This is a genomic window from Bradyrhizobium vignae, from assembly GCF_900324035.1.
Lineage (GTDB): Bacteria > Pseudomonadota > Alphaproteobacteria > Rhizobiales > Xanthobacteraceae > Bradyrhizobium > Bradyrhizobium vignae.
The window spans coordinates 252,793-273,191 of sequence record NZ_LS398110.1 but is presented as its reverse complement, the minus strand read 5'-3'; the positions used below and the strand labels follow the sequence as shown (position 1 = coordinate 273,191).

At 66.1% G+C, this 20,399-nt stretch carries 17 protein-coding genes and 1 riboswitch; of the genes, 10 read left to right on the top strand and 7 right to left on the bottom strand.

The annotated features are described in order from the left end of the window. Positions 1 to 18: 18 nt before the first annotated feature. From BRAD3257_RS01315 to BRAD3257_RS01305, 3 genes are all read right to left on the bottom strand, one after another. A complete protein-coding gene (locus BRAD3257_RS01315) occupies positions 19 to 1,806 on the bottom strand; it encodes a heme biosynthesis protein HemY (protein WP_122400317.1) in 1,788 nt (595 codons plus the stop codon). 36 nt (positions 1,807 to 1,842) lie between these two features. Beyond that, positions 1,843 to 3,087, bottom strand: a complete 1,245-nt coding sequence (locus BRAD3257_RS01310) for a COG4223 family protein (protein ID WP_122400316.1) — start codon at positions 3,085 to 3,087, stop codon at positions 1,843 to 1,845. A gap of 63 nt (positions 3,088 to 3,150) precedes the next feature. Then, the gene (locus tag BRAD3257_RS01305; protein WP_122400315.1) at positions 3,151 to 3,897 is read right to left on the bottom strand and encodes a uroporphyrinogen-III synthase; all 747 of its coding nucleotides are present in this window, start codon (positions 3,895 to 3,897) and stop codon (positions 3,151 to 3,153) included. 152 nt (positions 3,898 to 4,049) lie between these two features. Here BRAD3257_RS01305 and tsaD point away from each other — a divergent pair, with 152 nt between their 5' ends. The 3 genes from tsaD (at position 4,050) to BRAD3257_RS01290 (ending at position 6,635) form a co-directional block, all read left to right on the top strand. After that, a complete protein-coding gene (gene tsaD, locus BRAD3257_RS01300) occupies positions 4,050 to 5,123 on the top strand; it encodes a tRNA (adenosine(37)-N6)-threonylcarbamoyltransferase complex transferase subunit TsaD (RefSeq protein ID WP_122400314.1) in 1,074 nt (357 codons plus the stop codon). A 2-nt stretch (positions 5,124 to 5,125) separates the two neighbouring features. Beyond that, entirely contained in the window at positions 5,126 to 6,106 is a 981-nt protein-coding gene (locus BRAD3257_RS01295; RefSeq protein WP_122400313.1) for an NAD(P)H-dependent glycerol-3-phosphate dehydrogenase, read from the top strand. Positions 6,107 to 6,221: 115 nt separating this feature from the next. Next, positions 6,222 to 6,635 carry an EVE domain-containing protein gene (locus tag BRAD3257_RS01290; protein WP_122400312.1) on the top strand — a complete coding sequence of 138 codons (414 nt, stop codon included), beginning with the start codon at positions 6,222 to 6,224 and terminating at the stop codon, positions 6,633 to 6,635. Positions 6,636 to 6,677: 42 nt separating this feature from the next. Here the strand turns inward: BRAD3257_RS01290 and BRAD3257_RS01285 are convergent, their stop codons facing one another. Next, the gene (locus BRAD3257_RS01285) at positions 6,678 to 7,772 is read right to left on the bottom strand and encodes an adenylate/guanylate cyclase domain-containing protein (protein WP_162500531.1); all 1,095 of its coding nucleotides are present in this window, start codon (positions 7,770 to 7,772) and stop codon (positions 6,678 to 6,680) included. Positions 7,773 to 7,884: 112 nt separating this feature from the next. On the opposite strand from BRAD3257_RS01285, the gene BRAD3257_RS01280 reads away from it, so the two are divergent. After that, positions 7,885 to 8,340, top strand: a complete 456-nt coding sequence (locus BRAD3257_RS01280) for an SRPBCC family protein (protein WP_122400310.1) — start codon at positions 7,885 to 7,887, stop codon at positions 8,338 to 8,340. Between the two features lie 14 nt (positions 8,341 to 8,354). Here BRAD3257_RS01280 and BRAD3257_RS01275 read toward each other — a convergent pair whose 3' ends face one another. Then, the gene (locus BRAD3257_RS01275) at positions 8,355 to 9,524 is read right to left on the bottom strand and encodes a DNA topoisomerase IB (protein ID WP_122400309.1); all 1,170 of its coding nucleotides are present in this window, start codon (positions 9,522 to 9,524) and stop codon (positions 8,355 to 8,357) included. Between the two features lie 401 nt (positions 9,525 to 9,925). Here BRAD3257_RS01275 and acs point away from each other — a divergent pair, with 401 nt between their 5' ends. The 3 genes from acs to BRAD3257_RS01260 all read left to right on the top strand — a co-directional run bounded on the left by acs (position 9,926) and on the right by BRAD3257_RS01260 (position 14,186). Then, positions 9,926 to 11,872 carry an acetate--CoA ligase gene (gene acs, locus BRAD3257_RS01270; protein WP_162500059.1) on the top strand — a complete coding sequence of 649 codons (1,947 nt, stop codon included), beginning with the start codon at positions 9,926 to 9,928 and terminating at the stop codon, positions 11,870 to 11,872. A gap of 195 nt (positions 11,873 to 12,067) precedes the next feature. Further along, the gene (locus BRAD3257_RS01265) at positions 12,068 to 13,381 is read left to right on the top strand and encodes a toll/interleukin-1 receptor domain-containing protein (protein WP_160118742.1); all 1,314 of its coding nucleotides are present in this window, start codon (positions 12,068 to 12,070) and stop codon (positions 13,379 to 13,381) included. Positions 13,382 to 13,670: 289 nt separating this feature from the next. After that, positions 13,671 to 14,186 carry a L,D-transpeptidase gene (locus BRAD3257_RS01260; RefSeq protein WP_122400307.1) on the top strand — a complete coding sequence of 172 codons (516 nt, stop codon included), beginning with the start codon at positions 13,671 to 13,673 and terminating at the stop codon, positions 14,184 to 14,186. Between the two features lie 50 nt (positions 14,187 to 14,236). On the opposite strand, the gene BRAD3257_RS01255 is transcribed toward BRAD3257_RS01260, so the two are convergent. After that, entirely contained in the window at positions 14,237 to 14,830 is a 594-nt protein-coding gene (locus BRAD3257_RS01255; protein WP_122400306.1) for a thermonuclease family protein, read from the bottom strand. A gap of 70 nt (positions 14,831 to 14,900) precedes the next feature. Then, positions 14,901 to 15,101 carry a DUF1674 domain-containing protein gene (locus BRAD3257_RS01250; protein WP_122400305.1) on the bottom strand — a complete coding sequence of 67 codons (201 nt, stop codon included), beginning with the start codon at positions 15,099 to 15,101 and terminating at the stop codon, positions 14,901 to 14,903. Between the two features lie 189 nt (positions 15,102 to 15,290). On the opposite strand from BRAD3257_RS01250, the gene BRAD3257_RS01245 reads away from it, so the two are divergent. The 3 genes from BRAD3257_RS01245 (at position 15,291) to purH (ending at position 20,271) form a co-directional block, all read left to right on the top strand. Then, the gene (locus BRAD3257_RS01245; RefSeq protein WP_122400304.1) at positions 15,291 to 16,637 is read left to right on the top strand and encodes an RsmB/NOP family class I SAM-dependent RNA methyltransferase; all 1,347 of its coding nucleotides are present in this window, start codon (positions 15,291 to 15,293) and stop codon (positions 16,635 to 16,637) included. 157 nt (positions 16,638 to 16,794) lie between these two features. Continuing rightward, positions 16,795 to 18,513 carry a heparinase II/III family protein gene (locus BRAD3257_RS01240; RefSeq protein WP_162500058.1) on the top strand — a complete coding sequence of 573 codons (1,719 nt, stop codon included), beginning with the start codon at positions 16,795 to 16,797 and terminating at the stop codon, positions 18,511 to 18,513. A gap of 58 nt (positions 18,514 to 18,571) precedes the next feature. Continuing rightward, positions 18,572 to 18,653, top strand: a riboswitch (ZMP/ZTP riboswitch). A 25-nt stretch (positions 18,654 to 18,678) separates the two neighbouring features. After that, the gene (gene purH / locus BRAD3257_RS01235) at positions 18,679 to 20,271 is read left to right on the top strand and encodes a bifunctional phosphoribosylaminoimidazolecarboxamide formyltransferase/IMP cyclohydrolase (protein WP_122400302.1); all 1,593 of its coding nucleotides are present in this window, start codon (positions 18,679 to 18,681) and stop codon (positions 20,269 to 20,271) included. The last annotated feature ends 128 nt before the right edge of the window (positions 20,272 to 20,399 follow it).

Below are 20,399 nucleotides of genomic sequence, written 5' to 3'. Positions count from 1 at the left end.
CCGGGCTCGAAATACGCCTCACGCGCCCCAGCGGGACCAGAATCCGCGCCAGCCGCCCACCTGGGCCTTTGCGTCAGCCTTGGGCGTGCCGATTTGTTCCGTAAATTCATCGCTCGGGCCGTCGTCGTCGATTCCGGGATCATCCGGTGCGCGGACGATCGGGATGACGGCCTGGATCGGCGCCGATGCCTGCTTGCCGAGGTCGGCTCGGGTTCGGAACACCGGCGTTGCCGCCGGCGGCGATGATTCGGCGGGCGCCGGAGCCGGATTCGCCGGCTCGGAGGGTGTGACGGCCGGCTCGTCGTCCTTGACTGCTTCGTTGGCAGCTTCCTGTGGAACTTCCTTGGCCGGAGGGGGCGAATTGTCCTGGGCGGCCGGTACCGGCACCGGGGCCATCACCGGCGGTTCCACCGGAGCTGCGCCAGGAGCGGCGGTGACCCGCTTCGGCGGCGGGGCCGCCAGCATGGCTTCCTCGAAGGGCGAGGATTCGATCGTGGCGCCCTTGTCCGAGGGCAGGCTCGCGACCGGTGTCTGCCACTGGAACGCATCGAGGCGGCCGGTGACCGGCGAGACCGGCCGCCAGCGGTCGCTGACATAGCCGTCCGCGGTCCAGGCGGGGTCGAGGCGAGCGCGTACTGCGCGCAGGGTCCAGGCGCGGACACGGCCGCCATCGCCATGCTCGGCGCGCTCGATCTCCGCCATCAGCAGGGCGACGCGCTGGGTCGGATCGCTGACGTAAGGCGCGAGCACCTCGCGGGCGCGGCCGAACTCGGAGGCATCGATCGCGGCGCGCGCGATCGCGAGCTGGCCCTCGATATGGCCGGGCTTGTCCGCTGGCGTCTTGGCCGCGAGCGTCTCGACCCGCTGCAGGCGCTGCCGCGCGGAATCGCCGAGCTTCACATGCGCGTAGGCATCGGCGAGATCGGGATGCGGATTGGCGAGCCAGGCCGCTTCCACCAGCTTCATGGCGCGGCGCACCTGATGCGCCTCGCTCTCGAATCTTGCCGCGAGCACCGCGGCCGGGACCAGCGTCGGCGCGAGCTTGACCGCCTCCATCACGCTCTCGCGCGCCACGTCGCGATCCATCGTCTCCAATTCCAGCGCGCGCGCGGTAAGCAGCACGCCGCGCTGCCGCCGATACGTCGGCTTGTCGATCTGGCCCGCGGACAGATTCGAATCGAGGATCGCAAGCGCGCCGCTCCAGTCGCCGCGCGCGCAGCGGAAGCCGAGCACAGCGTGCGAGGCCCAGGTCGCGGACGGCGACAGCTTGATCGCTTCTTCCGCGATCATCACCGCGCCGACCGCATCGTCGGCGCGCTGCGCCTCGATGAACAGGCCGCGCAGGCCGAGCAGCCGCGTGTCCTCGCGCTCGGCCATCGCGCGGAAAACGCGCTGCGCCTCGTCGCGATTGCCTTCGAGCTGAGCCGACTGCGCGTGCAGCAGCAGCGCGAGCGGATCGTTCGGCGCATGCCGCCGCGCCGCCTCGGCATGACGGCGGGCGAGCGCGGGATCGCCATGGCCGATCGCGAGCAGGCCGTGGGTGATGGCGTGGCGTCCCCGCGCCTGGCGCTTTTCGTGGCGACGGCGGCGCAGACGCCCCGGCGTGCGCCAGATCATCGTCAGGATGCTCCAGAGCAGCACCACGGCGACGGCAAAGAGCCCAAGCAGGAACACGAACCTGGGAAGCGTCGTCGAGATGCGAAAACCACCCGCGGTCAGGACGAGGTCGCCGGGCTGGTCGGCAACCCAGGCCGCACCGGCCGCCGCCAGTGCGATCAGGACGAGAAACAGGACGATGCGAAGCATGGCGATCCCTATACGCGCCGATTGTTGCGCGAACCTTTACTGAAGAGGCTTGACTGGATCAGACTTGACCGGATCGGATTTCACGAGATCCGCCATGGCATCGTCGGCGAATTTGCGGGACGCGGCGAGCGCGGTGTCGCGGGCATCGATCTTGTCGAGCCAGGCCTGCGCCGGGGCGCGATCAGCCTCGGGCAGCATCTTCAGCTCGCGCCGCGCTTCGACGAAATCGTTGCGGAGCGCAGCCGCGGTCACGCGCGCAGCGATGGCACCGCGATCGTTGCCGACCCCGTCGGTGCGCTCGATGCGAACGAGCTTTGATGCGCCGGCCTGGAGACGCTCGACAATGCCGGCGTCGCTCGACGGAGCTTCCGGCGGCGGCGACAGCTTCGGCACGATGTTGAGGAGATCGCGGCTCAGCGCGGCCGCTGTCGGAATACCGGACGATGCAAACGCGTCGAGCGGCTTCAGCATGTCGGGCTTGGCCGCCAGCGAACGCGCCACGGCCAGTTGCGATTGATAGGGATCGCCATGGCGAACGGCGACGTCGAGCAGCGCCGCTGCCACCACATGGCGGAGCGGCTTGTCGTCCACCGTCCTGGCGTCCGCGATCTTCTCGCCCTGCTGCGCAAGCTCGGCGCGCTCCGTCTTGCTGGCGCGCTCGAGCTGAGCGATGCGGTCGAGGACAGCTGCAAGATCAGGCGCAGCGGCAGGCGACGCTACTTTCGCGTCATTCAGGGCATTCGCAGTCTTGTCGAACTGCGCACGCAGATTGGCAATGTCGCTGCGCAGGATGCTTGCGGATTTCTCCAGCGCGTCGATCCGCGCCGCCATGGCCGGATCGGCTGAGGGCTTGCCGGCCTTGGCCTCGACCGCAGCAACGCGTCCGCTTAGCGCATCGATCGTCGCACTGGTGACCTGCGGCGCGGCCGGCGGCGCCTGCACCGCAGGCCAGCCCAGCATCCAGCCGACCGCGATCACGACCGCCGCTGCGACGGCACCGGAGAACGGCGCAATGACCCACGGCGAAACCGGCGCTGACACAGGCGCGGACGCCTGCTCCTCTGCAGAGCCGGACTGAGGCTCGGTCTTGATCTCTTCCGATCCGCCTTCTTCGAACCTGGCCTGCGCCTGCGCGGCATGCCCGGGACCCTCGGGCTCGCCCGCGACCTGCTGCGGCTGGGTGGAGACTTCTGTCGCCTCGAGGTCGATGGTGGGCGGGGTGCGCTTGGCACGGCCCGCGTCGGGTGCCAATCCAGCGTCTTCAGGCTTGTCATCGGCCATCGTGACGGTTCCTCACACTTCGATACCAGGGTGGACTAGATTGCGTCGGATTCGGCCCGACCTTTACGCCAAACGGGTCCGCAACGCACGCTCCAAGGTGTCGAATAAGGCAGTTTCGTCCGGCGTGGCGGCCACCAGAACCTGTGACGCGCCAGCATCGCGCAGCACGCCCGCAACCGTGTCGGACAGGCAGCAATGCGGAATCGCCAGCGCCGAGATTTCGACGCCTTCGTCCCGCGCTGCGTCCAGGAAGGCGCGGGCGCTGCGCCGGGAGTAGTGCAGCACCGCCTCGATCCCGTGGGCGGCAAAGCCCTCGCAGACTTCGCGCGGCAGATGCTTGACCGGGACCATGCGATAGGTTGTCTGCGTGACCACGCGGAAACCCTCGGCAACGAGTTCGCCGCCGAGATCGCGCGACAGATCCGCGCCCGCGAGATACAGCAGCGCGCTCTTTTTCTTCAGCACCTTGTCGCGCGCGCTCTGCATCACCTTCTCGCGCAAGGAAGCAGCATCGCCACCGGAGACGATTACCTCGACAAAACCGGCCTCGCGCGCCGCAGCGGCCGTATGCTCGCCGACCGCAAACAAAGGGAGCTCTAGAAGACCGAGGTCCCGCAACTGCGCCGCGACGGCGCGGATCGCGTTGGCCGAGGTGACGAGAACGGCACCGTAGGGCGCTTCACTCTCGCCAAGGAAGGCGACCGGCTCGAACTTGAGCGCCGGCGCGAGCAGCACCAGATGCCCACGCGCGCGCAGATTTACCGCCGTCGTCTCATTGTCGGGATGCGGCCGTGTGACAAGAATGGACATCGCTGGTGTTCCCGAAACCACGTGGCGGTGACGCATTGACCTGGACGGCGGCGCGTGACGATTGCGCAATCTGGCCCCGGGATGCTACCGGACGTACCAGAACTCTGCTTTACAGATGAGCGCAAGGGCGCAAATTGGATAACAATTCGCCAATGCTGGTATTGGGCATCGAAACCACCTGCGACGAGACCGCTGCGGCCGTGATCGAGCGGACACCTGACGGCAGCGGCAAGATTCTGTCCAATATCGTGCGGTCGCAGGTCGAAGAGCACGCCCGCTTCGGCGGCGTGGTGCCGGAGATCGCCGCGCGCGCGCATGTCGACCTGCTCGACGGCATCATCGATCGCGCCATGCGGGAGGCCGGCATCGACTATGCCCAGCTCGACGGCGTCGCCGCGGCCGCAGGACCCGGGCTGATCGGCGGCGTCATCGTAGGGCTCACCACAGCGAAGGCGATCGCGATGGTGCACGACACGCCGCTGGTTGCGGTGAATCATCTCGAAGCGCATGCATTGACGCCGCGCCTCACCGACGGCATCGAATTTCCCTATTGCCTCTTCCTCGCCTCCGGCGGCCATACCCAGATCGTCGCGATCACCGGCGTCGGCCAGTATGTGCGGCTCGGCACCACCGTTGACGATGCCATCGGCGAAGCCTTCGACAAAGTCGCGAAGATGCTGGGACTGCCATATCCCGGCGGACCGCAGGTCGAGCGCGCGGCGGCAGGCGGTGACGCCACGCGCTTTGCGTTTCCGCGGCCGATGCAAGGGCGTCCCGATGCGAATTTCTCGCTGTCGGGATTGAAGACGGCAGTGCGCACCGAAGCGAGCCGGCTGGCTGAGCTCACGCCGCAGGACATCAGCGATCTCTGCGCGAGCTTCCAGGCCGCGGTGCTGGATTCGACGGCCGACCGCCTCAGCGTTGGCCTGAAGCTTTTTCGTGAGCAGTTCGGCGCGCCGCGCGCGCTCGTGGCCGCCGGCGGCGTCGCCGCCAATCAGGCGATCCGCGGCGCTCTCGATGACGTCGCGAGGCAGGCGCAGACGCAACTGATCATGCCGCCGCCCGCGCTCTGCACTGACAACGGCGCCATGATTGCCTGGGCCGGAGCCGAACGCCTCGCGCTCGGCCTGACCGACACGATGGACGCGCAGCCGCGCGCACGGTGGTTGCTCGACGCCAATGCGGCGGCGCCTCGGGGCTACGGCAACACACGGGCGGGATTCTGACGATGACCGCGTTCCAATCCATCGCGGTGATCGGCGCGGGCGCCTGGGGTACCGCACTGGCAATGGTGGCGGCGCGGGCAGGGCGGAGCGTGACGCTCTGGGCGCGCAACGCGGAGCATGCGACGCGGATTGCATCGACGCGCGACAATCCGCGGCTGCCCGGCGTGCGGCTTGCTCCGGACATTGTCGTCACGAGCGATCCGGCGATCGCCGCGCGCGCCGACATGCTGCTGATCGCAACGCCTGCGCAGCACTTGCGCGGCGCGGTCAACATGTTGGCCTCGCATCTCGCAAAACACATTCCGGTCGTCGCCTGCGCCAAGGGCATCGAGCACGGCACCCATAAGTTCATGACAGACGTGATCGCCGAGGCCGCGCCGCACGCGCAGCCGGCGATCCTGTCAGGCCCAAGCTTTGCCGACGACGTCGCCCGCGGCCTGCCGACGGCTGTGACCCTGGCGGCAAGCGATGAGGCGTTGGCCAGCAGCCTGGTGCAGGCGCTGGGCTCGCCGACATTCCGCCCCTATCATTCCACGGACATCCGGGGTGTCGAGATCGGCGGCGCCGCCAAGAACGTGCTGGCGATCGCAGTCGGCATTTCCGTCGGGCGCAAGCTCGGCGCCTCGGCCCAGGCGGCGCTGACGACCCGCGGCTTTGCCGAGCTGACGCGTCTTGGCCGCGCGCTCGGCGCGCGCAGCGAGACGCTCACTGGTCTGTCCGGCCTCGGTGATCTGATTCTCTCCTGCTCGAGCCCGCAATCGCGCAACTTCGCGCTCGGACTCGCACTCGGGCGCGGCGAGCAGCCGCCTGCCGGCAAGCTCGCCGAGGGCGAGTTCACGGCCCCTGTGCTGATCGAACTCGGCGCTTCGCAAAACATCGAGTTGCCGGTATCAGAAGCGGTCGCATCGATCCTGAGCGGCCGAAGCACGATCGATGCTGCGATCTCGGGGCTGATGACGCGTCCCTTCAAGGCAGAGGAATGACGTCTTTCTCGTCATGGCAGCGCTTGTCGCGGGCATCCACGTCTTGATATTGACGGATAGCAAAGACGTGGATGACCGGGGCAAGCCCGGCCATGACGAATGGACAGGGCGCATTATGAACTACTGGCTGGTGAAATCCGAACCGTCGGTGTGGTCCTGGGAGCAGCAGGTTGCGAAGGGCGCCAAGGGCGAGGCCTGGACCGGCGTGCGCAATTTCACTGCGCGCCAGAACCTCGTGAACATGAAGAAGGGCGACAAGGCGTTCTTCTATCATTCCAACGAGGGCAAGGAGATCGTCGGGATCGCGGAGATCATCAAGGAGGCCTATCCCGACCCGACCGACAAGACCGGCAAATTCGTCTGCGTCGACATCAAGGCCGACAAGCCCTTGAAGACGCCAGTAACGATGGCTGCGATCAAGGCCGAGAAGAAGCTCGCCGACATGGCGCTGGTGAAATATTCGCGCCTCTCGGTGCAACCGGTGACGGCAGAGGAATGGAAACTCGTCTGCAAGATGGGCGGAATCTAGCCGAAGCTGCCGGAGCCTGGATTGCGCTTCGCTCCATTCGGGCTACGATACCCGGGCTTGCGGGTCCGGCAACGCAAACACCTCACAAGGCGCCGCAATCCCGCGCAGCGAATGCGATCCGAGTGCGATCAACGGCATGTCCGTCTCGGCCGCAAGCGCCCCCGACACGAGCACGGTCCGCCCGAGCGGCTTGCACAATCCCTCGAGACGACTGGCGAGATTGACGGCGGGACCGATCGCGGTGAAATCGAGCCGGTTGGCGGCGCCGATATTGCCCCAGAGCATCTCGCCGAGATGGAGCGCCGCACCGAACGCGAGCGGCGGCAGCCCTTGCGCGCGGCGCTCGGCGTTGAGATAGGCCATCCCGGCTTCGGCCGCACTCGCCGCACGGAGAGCGGCATCGCAGGCGCGGCGCGGCGATGCCTCGAGCACCGGGAAGATCGCGAGCACGCCGTCGCCGATGAATTTCAGCACCTCGCCGCCGAAGGCATGAACCGCGCCGGCGATGCGGTCGAACCAGGCGTCGAGCGCCGCGATGACCTGGGCCGGCGGCGCGGTTTCCGACAAGCTCGTGAAATTGCGCAGGTCCGCATAGAGCAGCGCGGCCTGAATGGTCTCGCCGAGGTCGCGCCGCAAGGGTGCCGCCAGCACCCGCTCTGCGCTGCGCTTGCCGAGATAGGCATCCAGTGTCGCGCGCAAAGTGGCACGCGCCGCGAGCACGGCAAGGGGCGTCGCGGCAAAGCGCGCGGCCTGGCGCAATTGCTCGATCTCGTCTGCAGTGAACGGACGCGGACCGATCCAGCCCAGTTGCGGCCCATCGAGCCGGCCGACGATGTCGTCGTGCACCTCGCCGTGCGCGATGTCGCGCAGCCAGCGGCGGCCGGCATCGTTCGGCGGGTCCGGCGCCAGCCCGCCAGGCACGAAGCCAAGCGCTTCGATCACCTGACCGCGATCAGCCCGCCACAGCCACGTGCGCTTCGCGATCAGCGGGTGCGGCACCTCCAGCGTCAGGCTGCCTGCCGCAAGCGGCACGCCGTCGGCCACCAGATGAGCGCCGAGCTCCGCGAGCAGGCGGTCGGCTCCGGGACAATCCGAGGCGGCATCGACGAGCCAGGCGAGGGTCGGAGATAGATCCATGGTCCGATGATGGCGAAGCCGGGCCGTCTTTGTCACGGGCAATCCTTGACGGAGCCCCGCAGCGCCGCCATGTCCCAAGGTCAGCCTAAGGCAAGACGAGGGATGATCGCCAATGACCGAGCCGTTCATGGTGCGGCGCGAGACCCAGATCGCGGCCCCACGTGCCACGGTCTTCGCCTATCTCACCGACCCCGAGAAGATCCTCAGCTGGATGGGCTCCGACGCGACCACGGAACCACATCCGGGCGGGCTCTACCTGCTCAAGGGTATCGGTCCGCGCGATGGCGTTGCCCGCGGCGCCTTTCGCGAGGTCGTGCCGGTGCATCGCCTGGCCTACACATTCGGCTGGGAGGGCGGTCAGGAAGTGCCGCCCGGATCGAGCCTGATCGAGATCGACCTGATCGAGCGCGACGGCGGCACGCTGCTGCGCATGACCCATAGCGGCCTGCCGAGCGAGGCGCAGGCCGCCGCGCATGCGAAGGGATGGGCGCATTATCTGGGACGTCTCGCGCGCGCAGCCGCCGGCAGCGACCCCGGCCCGGACAATGGTGTTTCAGACAAGGCGTAGGGACGTCGGGCGGCTTACACGGCCGCGGTCGCCACCACCTGCGCCAGCAGCTGCTCACGTCTTGCCTGCGAACGCTGGCCCTTCATGGTCGCGGCGAAGCGCTCGAGGATGCCCTCCTCGAACGCAGTGACGATGGTGTCATGGACGTAGCTCTTGCGGCAGATTGCCGGCGTGTTGGAGAGCTTGTCCGCCGCGGCGCGGATCGCATCCAGCACCTGCTTCTTGCGGCCGCGCTGGCTGGTCGCCGGCGTGATCCGCGACAGCGATTCCACCACGACGGCGGACGCCATCAGCGTGCGAAAATCCTTCAGCGAGATCTTGATGCCCGCGATCTCGCGCAAGAACGCATTCACCTGCGTGGTGTTGACCGCGCGCACGATGCCGTAGGCATCGCGATACTGGAACATGCGCTTGCCCGGGACGCCCTGCAAAATGCCGATGGCGCGCACCAGCTTGGCCGCGTCGCACTCCTTGCGCACCGCCTTGCCGCCCTTGGCCTTGAAGGTCAGCACGAAGCTGTCGCCTTCCAAGATAACGTTGGACTTCAGCAGCGTGGTGGCGCCGCGGGTGCCGTTGAGGCGGGCATAGGATTCGTTACCCGGACGGATCGCGGTGCGCGCGATCAGCTCGATCACGGCCGAGAGCGCGAACTCGCGCGTCGGCTCGTCCCCCGACAGGAACGCCGAAACCTTGCGTCGGATTTTTGGCAGCGCGCCGACGAGCTTCTCCAGCCGATGCGCCTTGCGCTGCTCGCGCACCTTCTCCCAGTCGGCGTGATAGCGATATTGCAGCCGGCCCGCGGCATCGCGGCCCACGGCCTGAAGGTGCGAGTTCGGATCGGCGGAGTAGCGTACCTCGCGATAGGCCGGCGGCACCGCCATCGCGTGCAGCCGGCGGATGGTGCGGGCATCACGGATGTGCGCGCCATTGGGACGGACGAATAGGTAGCCCTTGCCGCGCTTGATACGGCGGATGGTCAGCTCGTTCTGGTCGCCGAGCCGCAGGCCGAGTTCCTTGGCAAGCGCCTCGACCGTCGCTGCGGGCGCCGTATCGAAGACCTTCTTCGGGCTCGGGCGCCTGAAGGGCGCCGGTTTCGGCCATTGTCCAAGGGCTTTGGCGAGGGCAATGGCCGCAGGATCGGCTGAAGCGGGCCGCATCGTCCCGAGATTCTGCTGATCCATCATAGTCTTATGCCTTTAGCCCTGTCTGTTATCGATCAATGCTGCTGTTCTGATTTTTGTTCCGGGGGTCTCTTTGGACCCGGGTTGGCCATTTAGGGTGTTCCGAACCGTATTGCGAGTCCCGAATCAGTGAGAGGAGGTTGCTAAATACCTCCAATGATGCATGAGGCTCCGCGCCGGGCTGTTCCGCGCAAACGGGGTAAACACCCCAAAAGGCGCCCGCGGGCCTGGTTCAGATCCGCGACGGTCGCGGCAGATGGCCCTGATCCTCCGCATGGCCGGCAGCCCACCGAAGGTCCAGCTTGTGCTCCTTGTCGGGTCCGGCTAGCCCGACGCATAATCAGTCAATGATCAAGTCGGCTCGCCGATCGCTGGCGTTCGGCCCGCCGTATGTGGAGGGAAGCATGTCCGAGAAGATCTACGACGTCCCCGCGGAGTGGGCGAAACGCGCCTGGATCGACCAGGCCAAGTACAAGGAGATGTACGCCCGCTCGATCTCGGACCCGAACGGTTTCTGGGCGGAGCAGGCCAAGCGCATCGACTGGATGAAGGCGCCGACGAAAATCGAGAACGTCTCGTTCGCCCCCGGCAACATCTCGATCAAATGGTTCGAGGACGGTGTCCTCAACGTCGCCCACAACTGCATCGATCGGCATTTGCCTGCGCGCGCCAACCAGACCGCGATCATCTGGGAAGGCGACGATCCCTCGCAGTCAAAGCACATCACCTACAAGGAGCTGCACGACGAGGTCTGCCGGATGGCCAACATCTTGCGCACCCGCAACGTCAAGAAGGGCGACCGCGTCACCATCTACCTGCCGATGATTCCCGAAGCCGCCTATGCGATGCTGGCCTGTGCACGCATCGGCGCGATCCACTCCGTGGTGTTCGCGGGCTTCTCGCCGGACAGTCTCGCCCAGCGCATCAATGACTGCCAATCCAAGGTCATCATCACCGCGGACGAAGGCCTGCGCGGCGGCAAGAAGGTGCCGCTGAAAGCCAATGTCGACGCTGCGCTCGCCAAGACGGACGGCGTCGACTGGGTCGTCGTTGTCAAACGCACCGGCGGCAAGGTCGACATGAACCCGACCCGCGACCTCTGGTACCACGAGGCGGCGGCGATGGTGACGACGGAATGCCCGCTCGAGCACATGCACGCCGAGGATCCGCTGTTCATCCTCTACACCTCGGGCTCGACCGGCCAGCCCAAGGGCGTGCTGCACACGACGGGCGGCTATCTCGTCTATGCCGCGATGACGCATCAATACGTCTTCGACTATCACGACGGCGACATCTACTGGTGCACCGCGGACGTCGGCTGGGTCACCGGCCACAGCTACATCCTGTACGGACCGCTGGCGAACGGGGCGACCACGCTGATGTTCGAGGGCGTACCGAACTATCCTGACAATTCGCGGTTCTGGAACGTCATCGACAAGCACAAGGTCAACATCTTCTACACCGCGCCGACTGCGATCCGTGCACTCATGCAGGGCGGCGACGAGCCGGTGAAAAGGACCTCGCGCGCCTCGCTTCGCCTGCTCGGCTCGGTCGGCGAGCCCATCAATCCGGAAGCCTGGGAGTGGTATCACCGCGTCGTCGGCGACGACCGCTGCCCGATCGTCGACACCTGGTGGCAGACCGAAACCGGCGGCATCCTGATCACGCCGCTGCCGGGCGCGACCAAGCTGAAGCCGGGCTCGGCGACGCAGCCGTTCTTCGGCGTGGTGCCGGAGATCGTCGACGCCGACGGCAAGGTGCTGGAAGGCGAGACCACCGGCAATCTCTGTCTCACGCGCTCATGGCCGGGCCAGATGCGCACGGTCTACGGCGACCACGCCCGTTTCGAGCAGACCTATTTCTCGACCTACAAGGGCAAGTATTTTACGGGCGACGGCTGCCGACGCGACGCCGACGGCTATTACTGGATCACCGGCCGCGTCGACGACGTGATCAACGTCTCCGGCCATCGCATGGGCACCGCGGAAGTCGAGAGCGCGCTGGTCGCGCATGAGAAGGTGTCGGAGGCCGCCGTGGTCGGCTTTCCGCACGACATCAAGGGTCAGGGCATCTACGCCTATGTCACTCTGATGGCCGGCGTGCAGCCGACCGACGATCTGCGGAAAGAACTCGTCACCTGGGTGCGCAAGGAGATCGGCCCGATCGCTTCGCCCGACCAGATCCAGTTCGCGCCGGGTCTGCCCAAAACCCGCTCGGGCAAGATCATGCGGCGCATCCTGCGCAAGATCGCCGAGGACGAGCCCGGTAGCTTAGGGGACACTTCGACCCTGGCCGATCCCGCCGTGGTCGACGATCTCGTCAAGAACCGGCAGAACCGGAAATCGGCGTAAGTCATCGGGATCGTTCCGGGTGATGCGTGAGCATCGAACCGGGACCCCGCAACTCTGAACTTCATGCCGGGGCCACGCTTGCGTGGCCCCGTCATTTTTGGCCCACATCGTCGCCAATCCTGCAATGTTGCTCGCGAAGGATTCCAGGACTAACCTGAAGTTGTTATTCCAGGGCGATTATGCGAGGGCTGGTGCTTGGCCGATATTTTTTTCAGCTATGCCAAGGTTGATCGCGCGCAGATCGAGCCCATCATTCATGCACTCGAAACCGAGTGGACGGTGTGGTGGGATGACGATCTTCAGATCGCACGATCCTTCAGCGAGGAGATCGAGGAAGAGCTGAATAGAGCGTCGTGCACGATCGTCGCGTGGTCGAAAGCCTCGACGAAATCCAAATACGTTCTTGATGAAGCCGGGCTCGCCAATGAGGCGGGCAAGCTCGTTCCGATCTCGCTGGACGGTGCCAAGCCTCCGCTGGGCTTCCGCGGTATTCAGACAGGCGATTTTTCGAAATGGCAAGGCGATCGCAACGCCCCGGAGTTCATGAAGCTTCGTCAAGCAGTTCAATTGAGAGTGGGAGTTCAACCAGCTCCAACCAAGTCGACGTCATCGCCCGCCAACGAACTTCCTGGTTCGACCAGCCCCGGACCTGTCAAAGAGCGACCTGCTGGAGATGAGCCTGGGCCCTCAAAACCAGAACCGGCCGGAGGAAAGCCACGATCATTGCAGGGTTGGTTGATCGCATTGGCAATCGCAATGGCAGCAGGCGTCGCGGTCGCCGTCGTCATGCTGAATTGGCCGCCGGCAAGCCGCCCCTCCATACCTGACGTAACTGCGACGCCGAGCCCTACGGCCACAACGACGGCGACTGCTTTCAATGGAGTGACGATCTACCTGCACACCAAACGTCCTCAGCAGCAGGTCGATGCGCTTCTTGCGAAGCTGCACGACGCCGGCTTTGAGCAGTTCCACTCGGATGATAACGTCGACAACGACAACAAGCCGGACAGCGTATCGCCACGCTCGGGGGTTGATTACCGCGCGGGGGATGCGAAGAGTCTTGCGGCCGCCACCAAGGCCGCTCAGATCACCAACGAGTTGCTCGGTACCGGCATCAAGCCGCGGCCACAGACCATGGAGGCCAACAAGCTCGGCATCTGGCTGCCATATCGGGGCGACTACACAGCCTCTCTCGTCTTTGCCGGCGACTTCAACCGCGACCGCGACATCAGGCCGTTCGCGCGCGAGGTGGGGGCGCTGGGCTGGAAATGGCAGGAGCCCACGGCCGGGGGCGGCACCAGGAACGAGGCAGCGGCGCGGACGTGCGAGGTGCGGTATGGATCTCCGTCCGACCGCCCGTTCGCTGAGCTGCTGGCCAAGGACATCACAGGGATCGCCGCTCCTGCTGGAGCCACACGCGTTGCGCCCGGTGGGGTGAGCGTGAAGGTCGATTCCAGTGTCGCCGCGAGCAGTCTCCAAATCTGGATCAGCTCCGGAATCTGCAAATAGCCGCGGGCTCCTCGGACCAGACCGGCTCTTCCCGGCACCTCCTCGCGTAATTGTCAGAGCGGGCGGTGCCTCCCCCGCGTCTTTCCCGCCCAGTGTTGTTTTCAGGTCATTTACTTTGTTTCGAACATTTCCTTTGTTCCCCCTGCCGGCTGGCCCTCGGTGGCCGTGCGTGGAAACCATCCGGTTAACGGGCGCGGTTAACAATGAGCGTGACGAGGGCTCGGCGCGGCGGCAATTGCCGGGTTTTGCGTCATTTTGGACGATTTGTTTTGGGCAAAGGGAAGCATTGATGTCGATGAGGATTGCAGTGGCGCTGGCCGCCACCATCGGGGTTGGGGTCTCGATGTCGACGGGGGCAGAGGCACGGCCGGAACTGGTGGGGGCGCATCTGGCCGACTATTCGCCGGGCACCATCGTGGTCAAGACCAGCGAGCGGCGGCTCTATCTCATCCTCGATAACGGCCATGCCGTGCGCTATCCGGTCGGCGTCGGCAAGGCCGGCAAGCAATGGGCCGGCACGACGAAGATCGACGGCAAGTATCTCAATCCGGCCTGGGCGCCGCCCGCCGAGGTAAAGCGCGACAAGCCGAACATCCCCGACGTCATTCCGGGCGGCTCGCCGCGCAATCCGATGGGCGTTGCGGCGATGACGCTCGCCGGCGGCGAATACGCCATCCACGGCACCAACGTGCCGGGCTCGGTCGGCGGCTTCGTCTCCTATGGCTGCATCCGCATGCTGAACGACGATATCACCGATCTCTATGGCCGCGTCTCCGTCGGCACGACGGTGGTCGTGACGCGCTGATCGCCTGAATCGGTCGAGATGAGAAAGCCGCGTCTTTCGACGCGGCTTTTTTATTGCCAGAAGCGCCAGCCGCGCGCGCACCAGCCGTCGCGATGGCCGCCATTGTAGCTGCGAACAAAGCCGCCGGCGAGCAACGCGGCCGAGACGTTGGCGGTGCGCTTGGTGGCGACGTCGGCGAGAAGGCGGCCGTATTTATCCTGACCGAGGTTGTAAATCATCACGCCGCCCTGACCGAGCAGATTGCGTAGCGCATCGCTGGCGGCCTCGGCCTTGTCCAATTCATCTCGACAAGATGCTTTCATCTCGGGCGCATCGATGCCGCGGAGACGGACGCGCGCGACGAGATCGCGCCCGTCGCGCCGATGCAGGCGCGCGAGGAACGTATCGCCGTCGATGGTGCGGACAACCTCGACCGGTTGCTTCACATCGGACCTGTCGGACTGCTGCAGGATGATCCCGGCATCGCGCGAGTGTTCGTCATCGACACGCGGAATGGGCCAGATCGTTCCCTGGCGAAGGCCGAGCACGACGGCCGTCACAACGCCAACCACGAACATCAACGGCAACAGGCCGGACAAGCGGCGGCCGAATGGCGAGCCGCTGTATGAAGGCCGGTATGGATGGCCGGGGTCGAAGCGCGACATTCCTGCACGCTACGGCTGAGTCGAGTGAACCGGCAAGTTCACTTAAGACGAGCGCGCGTCACGCGGCGCGTCAAAAGTCCGAAGCGATGCCATTTCGCTCCCAATCGCCGTAGCGGGTCGGCTCCGGCCCCTTTGGTCCCTGCAGCTCCCTGGGCGCGGCTCCAGCATGCGCGGCGATGGCAGCCTGCCGGCGCGCCTCGGCTTCGGCCAGCGCGCGCTGTGCCGCTGGCGGCAGCGGCTTGCGATCGGGAACGGAGGGCTGGTCACTCATCTCTTCGGGTTTCTAGCGCAGGATCAGGGGAAGTGCGAGGTCCAATTACGCATTGCTGAATTGGTCATTGCAGACTGCTGTCGCGAGAGGACATTCTTACATTTGGCATATTCGCGTGTCAGAGATCGCCTTCTCAAGGCATGCGCCCTTTGCGGCGGAACTGCCGCTCGCTCAGAACCTTGCTTCCGCATGCCATCTCAACGTTTCGTCCCTCCATCCGAAGTGCCAGGTCTTGCGGCACGCCGGATTGCCGCCGACATCGTCGACGGCGTGCTGCACAAGCACCGCACGCTTGACGACCAGCTCGACGGCGGCAGCGCCCATCCCGGACTGAAGACGCTGGCCGACCGCGACCGCGCGCTGATGCGGCGCCTCGTCGCCACGGTGCTGCGCCGGCTCGGCACGCTCGGCCATGTGCTGTCCCGCCTGCTCGACAAGGGCATTCCTTCCGACGCGCCGCGCGCCCAGAGCGCGCTGTTGATCGGCGCCGCCCAGATTCTCTGGATGGACGTGCCGGATCATGCCGCGGTCGATCTTTCCGTTCGCCTCGTGCAATCCGACCGCCGCGCCGCGCGCTATGCCGGCCTCGTCAACGCCGTGCTGCGCCGCTGTGCGCGCGAGGGCAAGGCGCTGGTCGAGGAAGTCGCGACGCAATCGCTGGATCTGCCGCCGTGGCTCCTCGCGCGCTGGAGCGCGCATTATGGCGAAGCGACCGCGCGAGAGATGGCACTGGCGCTTGGGCACGAGCCGTCGCTCGATCTGACGGTGAAGTCGGATCCTGCACAATGGGCGAGCCGTCTGCATGGCGAGACACTGCCGACGGGAACGGTGCGGATGTTGCTGCACGGTTCGGTGACCATGCTGCCCGGCTTCGCCGAGGGACAATGGTGGGTGCAGGATGCTGCCGCCGCGCTGCCCGCCCGGCTGTTCGGCGACGTCAAAGGCAAGTCCATTGCCGATCTCTGCGCCGCCCCCGGCGGCAAGACCGCGCAGCTGGCGCTATCGGGCGCGCATGTCACGGCCGTCGACCGCTCGCCCGCGCGGGTGGCGCGTTTGCGCGAAAACCTGGCGCGACTGTCGCTCCAGGCCGAGACTATCGTCGCTGACGCCGTGGAATGGGCCGGCCCGGCCGAGGCCTTCGACGGCGTCCTGATTGATGCGCCCTGTACCTCGACCGGCACGATCCGCCGTCATCCCGACGTGGCATGGCTGCGGCAGGAATCCGACATCGCCGCCCTGGCCGTGCTGCAGCAGCGGTTGCTACGAAAATCGGTGTCGCTGCTCAAGCCAGGCGGGACGCTGGTCTATTGCACCTGTTCGCTGGAGCCCGAGGAGGGTGAGCAGGCCGTGGCGGCGCTGCTCGCCGCCGAGCCTGCGCTTCGCCGCGTTCCGATCAAGGCGTCGGAGGTCGCGGGACTGGACGAAATCCTCAACCGAGACGGCGATCTTCGCACCCTGCCCTGCCATCTGCCGAACGCCGATCCCAAGCTCGGCGGCCTCGACGGATTTTTCGCGGCCCGGCTCGTTAAATCCTGATTTTGCACTGGATTTTGCGACCACGACGCTGATTCGCGCCGTTCAAGGTGGTGTCAGACGTCCGATTTTGGGATTAATAAGGATTCGTCACTGATCCTCTCCCCCTTCAAGGCAAGGCGTGTCGGTCGCTCAACGCAGACGTATCTCGACGCTGGTCATGAACCGCTTCGCGCGGAACATGCTCGCGCGCGCGAGCGGCGGTTCCGTTGCGTTGTCGCGGGTCTGGCCCGGCCGCACCGACCGGCTGATCATCGCACCGCACGACCTGCGCACCGCGGACGCGACCCGCGCCGCCGAGATCTATGCCGGACGCTTCGTCTTCGCCGGCAAGATCGTCAATTGCCACGGCCGCTCGATCTTCGATCTCGAGCCGCCGTCGGAGGATTGGGAGGTTGCGCTGCTCGGCTTCGGCTGGCTGCGTCATTTGCGCGCCGCCGACACCGCGCTGACGCGGGCGAATGCGCGGGCACTCATCGAGGACTGGATCGCCAACCCCGCCAACAAGCGCCGCCCCGTCGCGCGCCGCGCCGACGTGCTGGCCCGGCGCGTGATCTCGCTGCTGTCGCAGGCGCCGCTGGTGCTGGGCGAGACCGACAACAAGTTCTATAGGCGCTATCTGCGCGCCCTGGCGCGAGAGATCCGCTTCCTGCGCTACACCATGGTCGACATTCCGGACGGGGTGCCGAAGCTCCAGGTGCTGATCGCGCTGTGCTATGCGGCCCTGTGCCTCGCCAACCAGACACGTCACATCCGCAGCGCCTCGAAGAAGCTGTCCGATGAATTGCAGCGGCAGATCCTGCCCGACGGTGGCCACATCTCCCGCAACCCGGGCGCGCTGATCGAACTTTTGATCGATCTCTTGCCGCTGCGGCAGACCTTTGCCGCGCGCAACATCGCGCCGCCGCCGGCGTTGCTCAATGCGATCGACCGCATGATGCCGATGCTGCGCTTCTTCCGGCACGGCGACGGCAATTTCGCCCTGTTCAACGGCATGAGCGCGACCTCTTCGGACCTGCTCGCCACGCTGCTCGCCTATGACGACACCCACGGCGTGCCGATGGCGAACATGCCGCATACCGGCTTCCAGCGCCTCGATGCCGGCCAGACCACGCTGATCATCGATACCGGCCCGCCGCCGCCGGCCGGCGTCAGCCATGATGCCCATGCCGGCTGCCTGGCGTTCGAACTGTCTTCCGGCATCAGCCGCATCGTCATCAATTGCGGCATGCCGACCACGGGTCGCGACAATTGGCGGCCGTTCGCACGCAGCACGGCGGCGCATTCGACGCTGACCTATCACGACACCTCGTCATGCCAGTTCGTCGAGATGTCGGCGATGAAACGGCTCCTGCACGGCGCACCCGTCACCAGCGGTCCGGTCGAGGTCGAGAGCTATCGCGAGGTGGTGCCGAACGGCATGCTGCTGACGACGTCGCATGACGGCTATCTCGGCAAGTTCGGGGCGATCCACCGCCGCGTGCTGATGATCACCAATGACGGCGCGCGTATCGACGGCGAGGACACGCTGTCGCCGCCGCAGGGCGGACGCTTCAAGGGTGCCGATGCGGATTTCGCGCTGCGCTTCCATCTGCATCCGGCGGTGAAGGCGAGCCGGTTGTCGGACGCCCGCGGCGTCATGCTGGTGCTGCCGAATCGCGACGTCTGGACCTTTGAAGCATTGGACGACAAGGTCGACCTCGAGGACAGCGTGTTCCTGGCCGGCAATGACGGCCCGCGCCGCACCGCGCAGATCGTGATCCGGCAGAACGCCCGCCAGGCGCCGTCGGTGCGCTGGAGCTTCGTCCGCTCCACCGCCTCGCCCGCAGTCACCAACGCCCGCCGCAACGCCAGGCGTGAGCCGGAACTTCCGTTGTAACCGCGCGCGATTCGGCCCATCCCGGCGTTGTGAAAACGGTCGAAAGCTGCTAACGAACACGCGCTCGCGCGACTGGCGACCTTGGATGGAGCACCATCGGGAAGCGCGGGATATGGCTGCCGCGCGCCTGGGCATAGGTACTCCTTACAACAGAGGATCTTGTCCATGACCAACACGACCCGCCGCGTCACCCGCGCGCTGCTTTCCGTTTCCGATAAGACCGGGTTGATCGAGTTTGCCCGCGCGCTCGCCGCACGCGGCGTGGAGCTGGTTTCGACCGGCGGCACCGCAAAAGCGATCGCCGCGACGGGCCTCAAGGTGAAGGACGTCTCCGACCTCACCGGCTTCCCCGAGATGATGGACGGTCGCGTCAAGACGCTGCACCCGAAAGTGCATGGCGGCCTGCTCGCGATCCGCGACAATGCCGAACATGCGGACGCGATGAAGAAGCACGGGATCGCGCCGATCGATCTCCTGGTCGTCAATCTCTACCCGTTCGAAGCAACCGTCGACAAAGGCGCCGGCTTCGAGGATTGCATCGAAAACATCGACATCGGTGGACCCGCGATGATCCGCGCTGCTGCGAAGAACCATGACGATGTCGCCGTCGTGGTCGAGGCGCAGGACTACAAGGCGGTGCTCGACGAGCTTGCCCACAATGACGGCGCGACCACGCTTGCGCTGCGCCGCCGGCTTGCCGCGAAAGCCTACGCGCGCACCGCGGCCTATGACGCCGCGATCTCGAACTGGTTCAACCGACAGCTCGAAATCGATGCGCCGGATTTCCGCGCCTTCGGCGGCCGGCTGATCCAGTCGCTGCGCTATGGCGAGAACCCGCACCAGACCGCGGCGTTCTATGCGACGCCGGACAGGCGCCCGGGCGTCTCCACCGCACGGCAGCTCCAGGGCAAGGAGCTCTCCTACAACAACATCAACGACACCGATGCCGCCTATGAATGCATCGGCGAGTTCGACGCCAAGCGCACGGCGGCTTGCGTCATCGTCAAGCACGCCAATCCTTGCGGCGTCGCGGAAGGCCCCGACCTCGTCACCGCCTATCGCAAGGCGCTTGCGTGCGACTCGACGTCAGCCTTTGGCGGCATCATCGCGATGAACCGCGCGCTCGACGCTGACACCGCGCGCGAGATCACGAAGATCTTTACCGAGGTCATCATCGCGCCCGATGCCAGCGAGGAGGCGATCGCCATCATCGGCGGCAAGAAGAACCTCCGCCTGTTGCTCGCCGGCAGCCTGCCCGATCCGCGTGCGCCGGGCCTCACCGCCAAGACGGTCGCGGGCGGCCTGCTGGTGCAGAGCCGCGACAACGCGGTGGTCGACGACATGACGTTCAAGGTCGTGACCAAGCGCGCACCGACCGACGCGGAGATGCGTGACCTGAAATTCGCGTTCCGGGTGGCAAAACACGTCAAGTCCAACACCATCATCTACGCCAAGGATCTCGCCACCGTCGGGATCGGCGCAGGCCAGATGAGCCGGGTGGATTCAGCACGGATCGCGGCACGCAAGGCGCAGGATGCCGCAGCCGAGCTGAAGCTGGCTGAGCCGCTCACCAAGGGTTCGGTGGTGGCGTCGGATGCCTTCTTCCCGTTCGCCGACGGCATGCTCGCCTGCATCGAGGCCGGCGCAACCGCCGTGGTGCAGCCCGGCGGCTCCATGCGCGACGACGAGGTGATCAAGGCCGCCGACGAGCACGGCATCGCCATGGTGTTCACGGGCACGCGGCACTTCAGGCACTGAGCCTCACTGTCGTCCCGGACAAGCTCGCCCTAGGCGCGCATCGGTCCTGACTTCGTCATTGCGAGCGTAGCGAAGCAATCCAGATTCATTCGCGCGGGGGCAGTCTGGATTGCCTCGTCGCTTCGCTC